General features: G+C 69.5%; 1 protein-coding gene. It reads left to right on the forward strand.

Annotated elements, in window-relative coordinates:
* The first annotated feature begins 1 nt into the window (after window position 1).
* Window positions 2-16993, forward strand: coding sequence for a leukotoxin LktA family filamentous adhesin (locus tag WFK61_RS05230; RefSeq protein ID WP_336810467.1), 16992 nt, complete (start codon window positions 2-4; stop codon window positions 16991-16993).
* Window positions 16994-17028 lie beyond the last annotated feature (35 nt).

The raw sequence follows: 17028 nt of genomic DNA on the forward strand, positions 1-17028 counted from the left end.
CATGGCCAAGCGTCGTTCGTCCCGCCCGGCCAAGGCCTTCGTGCCTGACATGACCGGCATCCGGCAGAACGACGCATTCGCAGCGAGGCCGCGCTCGGTCCTGGCATTCCGGCGGCAGCACTGCCTCGTCGGCCAGGCGATGGCGCTGGCCCTGTGGAACGCCCCGGCCTTCGCGCAGAACATCATCACGCCCGATGGCCGCACCCAGACCAGCGTCTCGGTCAACGGCACGACGACGACGATCACGACGCAGACCGTGTCCGGCGGCGCCGGCTACAATTCGTTCTCGCGCTTCGAGCAGGCGGCGGGCACGACCGTCAACATGCACCTGCCGCAGAATACCGGCGTGCTCGTCAACATCGTCCGCGACGGCCCCGTCGTCATCAACGGCATCCTGAATTCCTACCGGAACGGGCAGATCGGCGGCCATATCTATTTCTCAGATTCGGCCGGCTTCACCGTCGGGCCGAGCGGCGTGATCAATACCGGCAGATTGACGGTCAACACGCCCACGCGCGAGTTCCTCGATCAGGTCATCGGGCCGAACGGCGTCGTCAACGAGGCGCTTGCCGCGCGCCTGCGCGCCAATGACGTGCCGATTTCGCCTGATGGTACGATCGCCATCGACGGACGGATCAATGCCCGCGGCGGCGTCACGCTCAACGGCCATTCGGTCAGCGTCGCCGGCCAGATCACCGCGAATGCCGCGTCCGTCGATCTCGGCGAGCGGCGCCGTCGGCACGGCGCCGCCTTCGCCCAGAGCGTCAACACCAACGGTCTGCGCCAGGGCGCGACGATGGTGACCCGCCGCGGCGGCGGCATCGAGATCGTCGCGGCCGGCACCGCCTCGATCTCCGGCTCGCTGACGGCCAAGGCGACGGCGCGTCGCCCGGCCGGGTCCATCGCCATCCGCTCGGGCAAGGGCACGACCGTTGCCGCGACGGCGCGGATCACGGCGACCGGTGTCCAGGCTGCGCCGACGCCATCCGCCGCGATCAACCGGCCGAGCGTGAACACCGGCGATGGCGGCACGGTCTCGATCGTTTCGGATGCCGGTATTGCGATTGCGCGAGGTGCCCTGATCGATGTCAGCGGTGCCGCGGGCACCGCAGCGAAGGGAGGCTCGGCGATCGTCTTCGCAGGGACCAATCTCGACGTCGCCGATGGAGCCCTCTTCCGCGCCGCCGCCGGCAGCATCGGCGATGGCGGTTTCCTGGAGCTCAGCGCGAGGGACACCGTTACGCTCGGCGCCATCGACGTCGATCTTTCGGCCCGCAACGGCAAGGCCGGCCTGCTCTATATCGACCCCGCCAATATCGTCATCGGCACAGGCGGCAGCGCCAACATGATCACCAACGGCACCAATGTGGTGCTGGAGGCGACGAACAGCATCACCATCGCCAATGACGGTATCATCGATACCCGGAATTTCGACCGCTCGGCCAATGGCGGCGTGCTCTCTGCGGGCAATCCCTCGCTCGGCAACTCCGGCAACATCACGCTCGCCGCGCCGACCATCACGGTCCGCGGCAAGCTGCTGGCGGATGTCAGCGCGGGCTCGATCTACGCGGCCGGCGATGTCACGCTCAATGCGACCCAGTCGCAGACGCTGATCGCCGGGCCCGCCAGCGCGACCGCCGGCATCAAGGTCTCCGGCACGATCACCGGCCGCGACATCACCATGACGGCCGATGCGCGGGCGAAAGCTTCCTATGCCGATGCGAGCGCCGGCCCGCTTGCCGCGCTTGCCGCCCAGACCGTCGGCGGAATGATGTTCGGGCTGAACGGCGGCTATGTCGGCAGCACCGTCAGCGCCAAGGTCGAGATCGAGGACGGCGCCCGGATCACGGCCGCGCGCGACGTGAAAATCCTGGCCAATGGCGTGCAGGAAGCCACGCTGCCGGCCATCACGCTCTCCGGGAATTTCCCCTGGGGCGCGGCGGTCTCGATCGCCGAGATCACCGGCGAGGTGAAGGCGGACGTCGCCTCCGGCGCCAGGATCACTGTCGGCCGCAATCTCGACGTCAATGCCTTCAACGACGTCAACCTGATGGCGACGGCGCTGACCGTGACCACGGGTTCGAGCGTCGTCGCGGCGACGGTCGCCTATGGCGCGCTCGACATCACGACCTCGGCCCAGGTCCATTCGGGCGCGATCATCACGGGCGCCTATGCGAGCCGGATCAACGTCTCCGCCGGCAACTCGAACACCCTTTCGACCTCGGCGACCGCCATGGCGTCTGCCGGCAGCGTCGGCGGTATCGCCTTCGCCTATTCCGACTACAAGGCGAGCGCCGACGCGCGGTTCGGCGCCGATCTCGGTTCCAGCGGAGCCAAGATCGGCAGCCTGACCGTCCAGGCGACGTCCGACACCGACAAGAACGCCACCAGCGCCGCGACCACGGTCGGCAACAACGCGCTCTTCAACGCCGGCCCCACCGGCTCCACCGTCTCGGATCTCCTCACCCAGATCTTCGGCACGCTGAAGACCGGCAGCTCCAGCGTTCCCGCCAAGGTCGGCAGCGCGATCGCGGTCGCCAACAGCAGCCTCAGCGCCAGCGCCGCCATCGCGGCCGATCCGGCTGCCGCGGTGCCGTCGATCTACACGGCTGGCGATGTCGTCGTCGCCGCACGTCAGCGCGATTTCGGCGTGCGCGTGATCGCCGACAGCTCGACCAATTCGAACTCCAAGGACCCGACCGCGGCCAACCCGTCGGCGCAGGTGTCGGTCTCGTTCGGCATCGGCGTCGGCGATTTCAGGCACGACGCGACCGCCTCGATCGGCGCGGGCGTCTCCATCGAGGCCCGGCATATCGGCGTCGCCGCGCTCAACGAGATGCCGATCGCCAACACCTGGCAGAACTGGGGCGGGCTGGGCGAGACCTTCTCGCATCTCAACGGCAATATGGGCGTCGTCAACAACATCCTGACGACCTATGCCAATGCCTCCAGTCAGGCCGACCAGCTCGGGCTGGCCGGTGCGATCAACTATTTCCGCGCCGAGAACAACAGCTCCGCCTATATCGCCAGCGGCGCCCGCCTGACGCAGAGCGGCGCCTCCGGCGACTGGTCGTCGCAGCTCGACTACAGCTACACGCAGAACTGGGACCAGGCGGTCCATGTCACCGCCGAGACGGTGACGCACAGCATCGATGTCGGCGGCAATTTCGCCTTCCTCGGCGGCACGACGGGCGGGGGCTCGGCGGTGGGCGGCTCGCTGCTCAGCATCGGCCGCAACAGCGAGACCGTCGCCGCGATCGCGGCCGGCGTGAATATCGAGGCGACCGGTGTCGCGGTCACCGCCACGACCAGCGACAAGATGTTCGTCATCGCGACGACCTCGGGCGAATCCGCCGGCACGATCGGGCTCAACGGCATCGTCTCGCTCTCGGGGCTGAACAACCGCACGCTGGCCTCGATCAGCAATCTCGCGACGATCACGGCCCCGACCGTCGCGGTGAAGGCGGACCAGCTGGTCTCGGTCTTCGGGCTCAGCGGCGCGCTGGTTGCGGGCGGCTCCAATGCGATCGGTGCAGCGGTCGCCGTGCTCGACGCAGCCACGATCACCCGCGCCTATATCGGCGACAATAGCGACGATCTTTCGGATGACCGCCTTGCCGGCACGGCCGTGCAGGGCCTGATTACCGCGAATACGGTCGATGTCGCGGCGGTGACCGAGGGCCGCATCACGGTCGCCTCCGCAGCCGGTGCGGCTGCCGGCGTCGGCGGCGGCGGGCTTGAGAATTTCCTGCCGCCGGGCACGCCCGATTTCGTCAAGGACGCGATCGCAGCCTCCAACCGCAAGACCTCCTCCTCGGTCAGCCTGACCGGCTCCGGCGCGTCTTCCGTGGCGCTGACCGCGCTCGGCACCTCGGCGTGGATCGACAACGCGGTGCTCGCCGCCAAGGGCAGTGACGGTCTGAAGACGACCGTCACCGCCCTGAACTCGACCATCGCCGAGGTCGGCGCAGGCTCGGCCGCGATCAATCTCGCCGGCAACAACAGCCCGCTCAGTGGCGCGCTGGCTGGCGCCGTCGCCATTGGCCACTTCGACAACAGCACCGATGCGCGCATCGCCGGCTCGCAATTGACCGGTATCTACGACACGACGGTGCAGGCGGTTTCCGGCGGCAGGGCGACCGTCGTCGGGCTCGGCGTCGCGGGCGCCAGCTCGAACGGCGGCGCCATCGCGATCTCGGCGGCGCTCGGCCTCGTGACCAACCGGGTCGCGGCCAGCATCGCGGATTCGAGCCTGGCTGCCACCGCGGGGCACTCGGCTTCGCAGGCTGTGCGGGTCAATGCCTATCAGACCACGGATATCGGCATCGGCGGCGGCGCTGCCTATGGCGGCGGGCAGGTCGGCGTCGGCATGGCCCTGACCTACGCCGATATCCGCGACCCCGATGGCAAGGAGGCGGTCAGCGCCAAGATCCTGCGGTCGCGCCTGACGGGCATCGACTCCCTGCAGGTGCGCGCCACCAATGCCAGCCGCATCGTGTCCTCGGCGGCGACCGGCGGCCTCGGCGGCAATGGGCTCGGCGGCGCCTTCGTCATCAACCGCGTCACGCCGACGACGAGCGCGGCGATCACGGGCGTCAGCGGCGCGCTGGCGACCGTCTCGGTTCTCGGCGGCACGGTCACGGTGCTCGCCGATGGCAGCCGGGTCGCGGAATATGATGACCTGATTGCCGGTCGGCAGACCGTCTCGTCGACCAATGCCTCGCAGGTCGACTTCTCGGGCAGGGCTGCCAATAACGGCACGGCCAACCCGGAAGGCGCCGCCGTGGTCGCCATCGCCGGCGTGGTCCAGGCCGGCCGCAACAATGCCGGCGTCGCGCTGCTCGACAATACGGTCGCGCAGTCGCATCTCGCCTCGATCGACTTCGCCACCGTCACGGCCTCCGGCCGGATCAGGGTTGCCGCGCTGGACGGCGCGACGCTCACCGGCGTCGCCATCGGGCTCGGTGCGGCAACCGGCCAGTTCGCCGGCACGGCCTCTGTCGTGCTGCAGTCGATCGAGAATGCCGCCCGCGCGCATATCGGCGGCGCCGGCACCGTCATCAACGGCGGCATCATCGAGGTCACCAGCACCGGAAGCTCCGCGATCCGTGGCAGCGCCGGCTCGCTCGGGCTCGGCTTCGGTGCGGCGGCGCTCGGGCTCTCCGTCGTCGAGAACAATATCGCCAACGAGATCAAGGCCGAGATCGACGAAGCTCGTCTGGTCTCGTCCAACGACCTCGTGCTGCGCGCCGGCTCGACCGCGACCATCGACACGCTGGCCATCGGCATCGCCATGGCGCCCAATGTCGGATTGGCCGGCTCGGTTGCCAATAACAGCATCGCGACCGATGTCGGCGCGACGATCACCGGCGCCGATATCGTCGCCGGCAACAATATCGGCGTGTTCGCCGCGAATGCCGACCGGATCACCGTCTCGGCCGGCGCGCTCGGCGTCACTGCCGGCGCGCCCAGCGTCGCGGGCGGGCTCTCCATCGTCAACAACACGATCGGCGGTGCGACGGTTGCCGCGATTGGCGCGGACAGCATCGTCGATGCGCGCGCCGGCGGCAGCGGCCTGCTGAGCTACAATGCCGGCCAACTCGCCTCGAGTTTCGATCTCTCGACGGCCAATGGTCCGAGCGCGGCCCAGCCTTCGCTCGCGATGGCCGCGCGCAGCATCCACGGGCTCGGCGTCGTCGCGACCTCGCAGCAATCGGTGCTGGCCAATGCCGTCACCGGCGGCGTCGCGATCTTCCCGATCTCCGCCGCGATCGCGGTCGTGCCGATCCGCAACGTGCTGGCCGGCACCACCAGCGCGACGATCGACGACAGCCTGATCAACACGCGCCTCACCGGCACGGATTCGACCGCGGTCGCGATCGAGGCCGCGAGCCATTCCTATGCCGCGACCTTCATCACCGTCGGCTCGATCGGCGGCGCTGCGGCGGCCGGTGCCGATGCCAATACGATCATGCGGCGCGTCACGCATGCCGGGCTGACGAACTCCACGCTCGGAACCACCACGCCGGGCTTCACCGGCGCAGGCGTCACCGCGCTCGATATCGCGGCCAGCGCCTCACAGGCGGCCGCGAGCAACGTGCTCGGCTTCGCGGTCGGCATCGGCGGCGCGGCGGCCTCCGGGGTGGTCAACAGCTTCGCGGCGACGACGACCGCGACCCTCGATCAGGGCCTCGTCACGGCCGGCCGGGCCGCCGTCAACGCCGAGAGCCGCAACGGCTTCTATGCCCGAGCGATCTCCGGGGCGGCCGGCGGCGTCGGCATGGGTTCGTCCTTCGTCGTGGGCACCAGCCGCAACACCACGCTCGCGACCATCGGCGGCGGCGCCGGCCAGACCGTCCTCAATCTCAACGGCGCGCTCGCCGTCGCTGCGCGAAGCGCCAACGCCTTCACCACGCTCTCGGCCGGTGGCGCGGCGGGCGGCTTCGCCGGCGTCGCCGGCATGGTTTCGTTCGTCGATGTCGAGAACGAGACCCGCGCCGGGCTCTATGGCGCGGTCGCGACGCTGCGCCCCGCCAGCGGCGCCAGCATCAGCGTCACCGCCGACGAGACCAGCACCATCGCCGCGACGACCGCTGCCGGCGCCAATGGCGGCTTCGGCGCGGGTGCTGCCGCCAACATCGCCAATCTCGACAGCCGCGTGCTCGCCGACATCACGGGCTCGAAGCTCTCGGCGCCGGGCGGTGTTTCGGCTTCGGCGACCTCCGAGCGCATCGTCGACGCGAACACCATGACCTATGGCGTCGGCAGCTCGGCCGGCATCGGCGCGGCGGTCGCGGTGATCTCGGTCGGCACCGGCACACCCTCCGGCGCCGGCGCCGAGCTCAATGCCAACGGCAACGGCACGCTCGCGCGTGTCGACCAGCTCACCGCGGGCAACGGCTCTCTCGTGCTGAGCGCGGGCGGGCTTGCCGCCTATCGCAGCTATCGCGGCGCGGCCGGCGCCGCGATGAGCGATGCTGCGGCGCGCGATGCGGCGCAGGCGGACTACAACCAGTTGCTCGCCAACGGCAGCGTCGCGAATGGCGCCCTGACCCTGAGCAGCTCGGGCGTCACCGCCCTGCGCAGTGCCGCCGCGACGGCGCTCGGCATCGCCAGCCCGACCGACACGCAGGTGCGGGATTGGGCAGCGCAGCGCTACGCGGCCCTGAGCGGCGGCGCGGTGTCCTATCTGATGAGCGATGCCGGCGTCAGCGCGTATCGCGCGACGGTGACGGCAGCCACGCCGGATGCCAGCGCCGACCAGATCCGCAGCGCCGCCAACGACGCCTATGGCCGCCTCCTCGCCAATGGCACGGTCAGCAACGGCGTGCTGACGCTGAGCGGCGCCGGCCTTGCCGCGTATCGCGCTGATGCCACCGCCAGTCTCGGCCATGCCGCGAGCGATGCCGAGGTGCGGGCCTATGCGGCTGCGCAATACAGCTTCTTCAACGCCAATCGCAGCCGCATCATCGCCCCCGCCGCGCAGAGCGCTTCCGCGCTGCTTGACAGCGACGGCTCCCGGACGGCGGCGACCGTGTCCGGCGGCAGCCTCACCAGCGGTTCGATTGCCGTCTCGGCGCTGTCACGCACGACAACCAGCAACATCGCCAGCGGCGTCGGTGCGGGTGGCGCGGCCGGAGGCGGCGCGGCGACGGCCTATACCGATATCGGCGATAATGTTTCCGCGAGCCTGACCCCAACGACCGCCATGACCGGTGCGCTCAGCGTAACGGCGAGCTCGACCGACGGCACGGGTTCGGCTGCGCGCGTCGAGGCCACGGCCGGGGCGGGCGCCCTCGCTGCGGCGGCTGGCGCCGCCGTCGCCAAGGGCACGTTGTCCAATCAGGTGACCGCGACGCTCGGCGGCGCGCTGACCACGACCGGTGCGACCACCGTCAATGCCGTCAACAGCCAGACCGGTCGTTCGGATGCGTTCGGCGCCACGGTGGCCGGTGGGCTCGCGCTCGGCGTTTCGCTGGCGAAGAGCGCGGCCGAGAGCCGGGTTGCCGCGAATTATCTCGCGGGGTCGAATTTCAGCGGCACGGGCCTGTCGATCAATGCGACCAGCACGGGCGCGGCCCATGCTGCGGCCGTTGCCGGCGTGGGCGGCCTGCTCGCAGCCGGCTCCGGCGCCGAAGCCGATGCCGACGACAGCACCAACGTGTCCGCCACGATCGGGGCCGGCGCCCGAGCCCGTGTCGGGACGGGCACCATCACCGTCGCGGCCACGGCCTCGCCGGACGCCAAGGCCTCGGCTAGGGGCATCGCGGTGGCGGGTGGTCTCGCTGTCGGCGCAGCGGTTGCCAAGGCCAACGCCGCTCCGACGGTGCGCGCCGCCATCGAGAGCAATGCCAGCCTGCCCGCGGACCAGTTCACGGCGGGCACGCTGTCCGTGCTGGCGACGGGCTCGGTCTTCGGCACGCCGGCCGGCGATGCCTCGCAATTGCCGGGTAGCACGGGCAGCTTCGGCCGCGGCGGCACCTCCGCCGCCGCCTCGGCGATCGCCGGCTCCGGCGCCTATTACGTCAGCGCGGTCGGCACCGATGCGCAGGCCCGTAACACCGCCTCGGTGATGGCCTTTGTCGGCGACCATGTCCGCCTGCCGACGGGCGTCGTCACGATCACCGCCAGCAACACCACGACCCAGGCTGCGACCTCGACCGGCATCACCACTGGCGGCAGCGCCGCCATCGGCTCGGTCAAGGCGCTGGCCGACAGCGACACCACGACCCTGGCGTCGCTCGGCAACGGCGCCACCATGGCGGCGAGCGGGGTGGGCAGCTTCTCGCTGACCGCGACCGGCAGCGACACGCAGATCGCCCATGCCAAGGCGGGCAGCGGCGGCCTCTATGCCGGTTCCGGCGCCGAGGGCGTGACCGGCAATACCGCTACCGTCACGGCTTCGCTTGGCGAGAACGCCGTGATCAATACCGGCTTCGTCACGGTCGCGGCGAGCCATGACGATCGCTATGCGTCGCTGATCGACAGCCTGCAGGCCTCGGCCGTGGGCGCCAGCGCCGCGCTCGGGCGCCATGACGCCGATGTGGACGTGCTGACCTCGCTCGGCGCCGGCAGCAGCATCACCGCGGCAGGCCCGAATACCGCCGGCTGCTATCTGTCGAGCTGCCTGCAGGCGGTCTCGATCACCAGCCGCAACGCCTTCACGCAGCTCGACCTCGGCGACAGCGTGCAGGCGGCGGCGGGCGGCGGCATCAACGGCGCCGGCGCGACCTCGACCACCGAGATCATCGGCACCTCGAAGGTCATCCTCGGCGACAATGTCGGGATCGCTTCGGGCAGGAGCCCGACGGCCGCACCGGGACCGATGCTGATCCAGGCCTGGACCGAGCTCAGCGCCGACGACACGGCCTCGCTGACCACGGGCGGCCTGCTGCAGGGAGCCGGCGTCACCGCGCATTACAGCGCCCGTGTCGATAACGAGGTCACGCTCGGCCGCAACAATGCGCTGACCTCGTTCGGCGCGATCAACATCGGCACCTATACGACCGCGATGGTGCAGGCCAACGCCTATGTGAACACCTATGGCCTGGCCGGTGTCGGCGTCGCGGATGCCGACGTCACCGTCATCACCAACAACAACGTCAAGATCGGTGCGAATTCGTCCCTGATCGGGCTCGCCGACGTCAATGTGGTGGCTGGCCGCGAAGGCTCCGGCCTGCGCCTCAACAGTCTCACGGGCAAGGCGACCGCGCTCGGCTATGTCCGCGGCATTATCGCCGTGCCCGTCGCCGCCGCCTCGACCAATCTGCAGAACCACGCCAAGGTCCAGGTGGATTCCGGCGCCACCATCTCCAGCGCCCAGAATGTTGGCCTCGGCGCCTATGACGGGCTGCTCAACGCGGATGCAGACGGCACCGGGCACGGTTACCAGCTCTACTTCATCCCGGTGACGTCCGGGACGAGCAGCCCCGGCTTCTCGTCGAGCTCGACGCTGGTGATGAACGGTACGGCGACGGCGGGCATCTACAACACCCAGCGCATCGAGATCGGCTGCGGACCTACGGCCTCCGTGCAATGCGGCCCCAACGACGCGCCGACGATCCGTTTCATCAGCGGCGCGCCGATCACCGCCGGTTACGACCCGGCCTTCAACGTGGTCGCCTATGTCAACGCGAACTACGACCCAACGGTTGCGGGCACGCTGCTTTCCGGCGTCAGCTCATCGCCGGTCAAGGCGGTGCGCCTCAGCCAGCTCTATGCCGCAGGCGGCAATGTCCGCGTCAGCGGCAGCCGGGTCGAGGGTAGCGGTACGCTGACCGCGAATGGCGGCCCCTCGATCACCGTGATCAACCGCAGCAACGCCTATCTCATCCTCGATGGCGGCGCCTATATCCCCGAGACGACGGGCGGCCAGATCATCGGCTCCAGCGGCTCGCTGACGCGCCGCAGCAATCCCGACGCGACGCCGATCATCACCATCGACAACAGCTATACCGGCGCGCTCGATGCCAGTGGCAAGGGCCCGGGTCTGCTGATCGCCGGCGATATCACCAACCTCGCCGGCGTGGTCTCGCTCAACAACACGCAGGGCTCCTTCGGTTTCTCCGGGCAGCGCATCGATGCGCTGCAGTTCAACACGACCGTTCCGAACGGCGCGGTCGTGGTCTCCTCGAACGGCCCGAACGGCATGTACAATGCCGGCGCGACACCGCAGTCGGAATATGCGGGCGCCATCTACTATCCCGGCGGCGGCCCGGGCGATGCGCTCAATGTCGACGAGGCGGTCTTCGCCGCGGCCAATGCGCTCGCCTACGGCCAGGGCGCGACCAACCTGAACTATTTCCTCTACGGCAAGCAGGACGAGGGCACGCGGCGCAACTTCTCGATGCAGTTCTACGGCAACTGCATCGGCTATATCGGCAATGCCGGCTATGCCTGCACCGGCGGCTACGACATGGGCAACGACATCCGCTTCATGGTCATCCCGGACCGGCAGGTCTACCGGGAGAGCAACCCGGCAGCGGCAGGCGGCGGCACCAAGATCTACGGCGCACAGGTCGCGATCAAGGCGACGACGATTAATATCAACGCCTCGATCGAGGCGGGGCGGATCACCAACTGGTCGGGAACGGTCGATGCCGCCATGGCAACGCGCCTTCGGAACGACCGCCAGTATTATCTCGATCGCGGCTATGTCCAGGTCGGTCTCAAGGAAGCCCTGGGCGGCGCCTGGGCGAACGAGGGCGCGGCGCCGCTCTACTACGACCTCACCACCGACAAGCTGGTCCTCTGGGACGTCAACGCTTCCTCGGGCGGCGGCTCGGTGTTGCTCGACGGCCAGATCATCAGCACGAACACGCTCGGCAAGATCAAGGTCAATGGCGGCTTCGGCAATGTCAGCCTGAACAATCAGTCCGGGCTCGACCTGATCACCAATCGCATCAACACCGGCACGGCCGCCGGCGTGAATGCCAGCGTCAGTACGATCACGATCATCGACCGGCTCATCACCTCCGGCCTGAACACGAAGATCTACGCCTATACGCCGGGGTCCGGCATCGCCATCTACAAGACGATGAACGGCGCCCAGCCGACCTCCGGCCCGGTCGAGTTCATCGCGGGCGATACGGCGAGCTACGATCCCGTTGCCGGCACGCGCTACGAGTGGACGCAGCAAGCCCTGCTCCAGAAGGAGGGCCTGACCCCGCAGACCACCCAGGTGCGCGACCTCGTCTCCTATTGGCGCTATGATTCCGGCTCGTCCGGCAACCCGTGGGTCTATGTCGACGCCCAGTCGCCGAGCACCAATCCCGGCGCGGACTGGATGTACTGGTGGTCACGCAATGCGCAGGCTCCCAGCGGGGGCGTGTCGGGCCGGATCACGAACAAGCCTGGTCTGACCGGCGTCGGACTGACGCAGGAGATCACCGGCGGCCAGCTCGACTTCATCAACAACGAAGCGCATTACAGCGGGTGCAACCTGCAGGCGATCAATCACTGCGACCGCGACTTCGTCGCGCAGCCCGGGGCAGGGCAGGCGATCTGGAATTATCAGATGGTGACCCGCGCCTTCGTGCAGGTCACCGCCTCGGTCAAGGCCGACAACCGCTTCGGCATCAGCTTCGCCGGCAATGCCGCCGGCGCCGTCAACGTCACCTCGAACAGCTCGATCCTGCAGAACGGTACCATCGTCAATCCTAGCGGCACGACGACGATCACCGCTTCCGGCGGCAGCTTCACCCAGACGAACAACGCCTCGATCCTCAGCAACAGCCTGAACCTGAATGCGCGCGACTCGATCGGCACCCAAGCGACGGCGATCCAGACGACCCTGACCTCGGGCGCGCAGCTCAGCGCGGTCACCGGCCGCGGCGGCATCAATCTCGACATCACCGGCAGTGCGCGCATCGCCGCGCTGCGGGCCGACGGCACGTCCGGCGCCTATGGCGATATCCGGGTCCGCGCCACCGGCAGCCTGGACTCGGTGGTCTCGGGCTCGGCCAATGTCGTCGGCCGCAACATCACCCTCTCCAGCGAGACCGGCAGCGTCGGCTCGATCGCCAATCCCCTGAAGATGCGCGCGGTCGCGACGCTGCTGCCGAACGGCAGCTATGTCGACGGCGTCGTCAATGTCAGCGCCCTCGGCGATATCGGCATCGCGCAGGTCTCGGGCGACCTGCGCGTCGGCGAGATCGCGAGCGAGGCCGGCAATGTCCGCATCGACGTCAATGCCGGCCGGCTGGTCTCGGCGACCGGGCAAACCGCGGCGCAGGCGCTCAGCGCCGACCAGTTGTCCGAGGTCTCGCGCTCGCTGAAGCTGACCTCGGCGGATGGCGCCGAGGTGGCGGCCCAGGCCAGCGTCGCCAGCTTCGAAAAGCAGGTGACCCAGAGCTACGGGCTCTACATCGCCCTGATGCGCAATGGCAGCGTCGGCACCCGGACCGTCAACGGCGTCAGCCAGAAGGTCTTCACGCTGAACGACAATGCGCTTGCGCTTTATCAGGCCTTCGCCGATGCGGCGCTCGGGCACGCGGCGAGCGCGCAGGAGGTCAAGGACTACGCGGCCGCGCGCTACGCCGCCTATTCCGGCGTCTTCGAGATGGCCTATGGCAGCGGCTGGGCCAGCAAGGCCCGGTTCAACCCCGCCACGGCCGACAGCAATTTCAGCTTCAGCGCCGCCGCGCCCGATGCCGCCCAGGGCCTTGCGACCCGTATCGCCGGGGACGCCGTCTGGACCGATCGGCAGCTGATCTCGGCGATCAACAAATCCGCGCTGCAACCAGCCTCCGGCGTTGTCGGCAATGGCACCGCACTGGTCGTCGGCCGCGACGTGACGCTCAATATCGCCGGCAGCATCGGGTCACTTGCGCCGGACATGCAGGTCGCGCTGGATGCGATCCGCAACGGCACGGTCACCGATGCGCAGCTCGCGGCGCTCTCGGTCGCGACCACGGCCGGCAGCGTCAAGATCATGGGCCAGAGGCAGGATGGCAGCCTCGTCGAGGTGACCGATCTCGGCAATGTGCCAGCAGGCGTCACGCTCATCCGCGTGGACGTGAAGCAGACCGCGCCGCTCTTCGTCAACGCGACCGGCACCTTCTCGGCCTCGGCCCAGGGCGATGCCTATGTCCAGGCGACCACGAACGTGCAGTCCTCCGCCACGCCGCGCTCGGCCGGCGGAACGCTGATAATTGGCCGCGTCACCGCGACGGGGGCGATCAACCTGCAGGCGCCACAGGGCATCGTCGTCGGCACGCAAGCGGATGGGACGACGCCGCGCAATCCGGTCCAGATCCAGACCGGGGGCGATCTCGTGCTGGCCGCGGGCGGCGGCGGCATCGGCTCTGCGGCGGTGCCGCTGACCTATCAGATCGGCGGCCGGCTGGTTTCGGCCTCGGCCGCGGCCGGCGACGCCTATCTCATCGCCAATGCCGGCAACGCCGAGATCGGGCGCATCTTCGCCTCGGGCACGGCGTCGCTGACGGCGCGCAGCGGTGGCATCCAGGGCTATCTGCCGGGCATCGCGATCTCGGCTGGCTCCGTGCAGCTCAATGCCACCGGGAATATCGGCTCGGCTTCCGCGGCGCTCGGCCTGCAGGTCGGCGCGAGCGGCAGCGTCTCGGGCCAGGCCGGCGGGCAGGCCTGGCTCTCCGGCCCGGCCGTTTCCGGCCAGTCGCCCAGCGCCCTGCGGCTCGGTGCGGTCAGCGCCGTGAACGGCCTCACCGTCACGGCCGATGGCGAGATCGATGTCCTCGGCGCCTTGCGTTCGTCGGCCGGCGCGATCGCGCTGACTGGCGCGGGGATCGTCATGAATGGTGGCGCCGATATTCAGGCGGCGGGCCGGGCGAGCCTCGCCTCGAGCGGCGACATCAGGCTCGGCCATGTCGCGAGCGCGCTCGCCGCACCGGCGGGAGCGGCTTCGATCGTGATCACGGCGGCAGGCTCCATTCTCTCCAACGGTGATGCGGGCACGCTGCTGGACGCCGGCGTTGCGGGCGGGGCGATTGCATTGCAGGCGGGTGTCAGTCTCGGCAGCGCGACCGACGCCCTGACTGTCGCGGCGCCGCGCCTGTCCGTTCGCAGCCTTGCCGGCGATATCCATCTCGCCGCGTCGGGAGCGACGCATGTCACGAGCCTCTTGGCCGATGCCGGAGCCGCGACCCTGACTGCCGGCGGCAACCTGAGGATCGATACGGCGACGATTGCCGGCCGTGCCGATATTTCGACGACGGCCGGCACGCTCGATATCGCCGGCCTGACGGCCGGTGCGAACTCGACGCTTTCGGCTTCCGGCGCGGTGACGCTGGGCGATGCCGGGACGACGGCGGGCGATCTCACGGTCATCTCGACCGGCGCTAACCTGTCGCTGGCCGGTCTCGACGTGGCCGGTAAGCTGACCCTGACGGCGGCGACCTCGATTGCAGCCACCGGCGCTATCGTCGCTGGCGGCACGGCCGACGTCACGGCGCAGAATGGCACGCTGACCCTCACCAGCCTGCGGGCGGGCGACGCGACTGCCCTCGAAGCGACTGGCCTGATCAGCCTGACCACCGCGACGACCACGGCGGGCGCCTTCTCGGCCGTGTCGAGCGCGGCCGGCATCGCGGCTGGGGTGATCGAGGCGGCGGGTAACCTGACCCTGACGGCGGCGACCTCGATTGCAGCGACCGGCGCTATCGTCGCTGGCGGCACGGCCGATATCACGGCGCAGAATGGCACGCTGACCCTCACCAGCCTGCGGGCGGGTGGCACGACTGCCCTCGAAGCGACCGGCGCGATCAGCCTGACCAGCGTGACGACCACGGCGGGCGGCTTCTCGGCCGTGTCGAGCGCGGCCGGTATCACGGCTGGAACGATCGATGCGGCGGGTGCGGCGACGCTGACCGCAGCCGGACCGGTCTCGGTCACGACCAGCCTGACGGCAGGCGGCGCGGCGGAAGTCACCACGACGGCCGGCACGCTCGACATCGCGGGCCTGACGGCCGGTGCGAACTCGGCGCTCTCGGCCTCGGGCGCGGTGGCACTGGGCGATGCCGGGACGACCGCGGGCGATCTCACGGTCATCTCGACCGGCGCGAACCTGTCGCTGGCCGGGCTCGACGTGGTCGGCACCCTGACTCTGACGGCGGCGACCTCGATCGCAGCGACCGGCGCGATCGTCGCGGGCGGCACGGCCGATATCACGGCGCAGAATGGCACGCTGACCCTCACCAGCCTGCGGGCCGGCGGCGCGACTGCCCTCGAAGCGAGCGGCCTGATCAGCCTGACCAGCGCGACGACCACGGCGGGCGCCCTCTCGGCCGTATCGAGCGCGGCCGGTATCACGGCCGGGACGATCGACGCGGCGGGCGCGGCGACACTGACCGCAGCCGGGCCGGTCTCGGTCGCCACCAGCCTGACGGCAGGCGGCGCGGCGGAGGTCTCCGCGACGGCCGGCACGATCGGTATCGCTGATGTACGGGCCGGTGGCGCGCTCGGGCTGCGTGCCTCGGGCGCTGTTCTGCTCGGAACGGCCGATGCGGGGGGCGACCTTTCCATCCGGTCCATGGCGGGGACGATTTCCGCGACCAGCCTGACCAGCGGCGGAAGCGCCGCTGTCGAGGGGGCGGGCCTCGTCTCGATCGCGACGCTTCTGGCCGATGGCGATATCCGCCTGTCGTCGAGCCAAGCCGGGATTGCCGTCTCGACCGTCACCTCCGGCGGCTCTGCGGTTCTGATGGCTGCCGGCGATATCGATGGTGGAACGATCGCGGCGCGAGACACGCTGGCGTTCCTTGCGGGAAGCAGCGGCCAGGGCTCGATCAGGATCGTCGATGGCGCGGCGCGCCGGCTTGTCGCCGGTGCCCCGGACATGGTCCGGCTCGGTCGTTTCAGCGCCGGCGAGAGCATCGTCATCACGGGGACCCAGATCGCGGCCGATATCGTTCAGCTGCCCGGCGGCGAACTGCCTCTGGCGCTCGACGTTACGGGGTTCCGCAGCCGCAGCGCCGATCGTGTCGATCTGAATATCGCGGCCAACAGCATCCTTGCCAGCCGGATCGCGGCGACCGACGGCAGGCTGACCACGACGGCGAGCAAGGTGGGGATCGCGGAAGCCTTCATCCCCGGAGCGTTCGTGGTGACGACGCCGTCCATGACGGTGCTCACCAACAACCGCACGCTGGCGCCAGACTATGCCTATGACGCGCAGCTCTTCGTGATCGGGCGCCCGTTCTATCTCGACCTGAACGGTTCGAAGCTGATGACGAACGCCTATATCCTTCGCGTCGATTCCGATGTGGTCGATGTCCCGTTCTCGTCCGGCGGCTCGCTGACGCGCGATGTGGCCCGGCTAGGCGCCTTGTTGACCGATACGGCGGGAGAGGTCGCGGGCAGCGGTTTGAGCTTCGGCACCGGCGGAAACTGGCGCGGCTTCTGGGCCGGCTCCGGAAGCTGGCGCGGCCTGCCCGCCGGGCAGCCGCTCGACTTCGTCGCCTCGGCCAAACCCGGCCAGCCGCCCGTCAACCTGGATGAGACGGAGGACAGGCCTTGAGAATGGCTCGGCGCGCTGTTTCGCGCCTTAGTTGC

Origin of the sequence: Allobosea sp. MMO-172 (assembly GCF_037147855.1) — a bacterium.
Classification (GTDB): domain Bacteria; phylum Pseudomonadota; class Alphaproteobacteria; order Rhizobiales; family Beijerinckiaceae; genus Allobosea.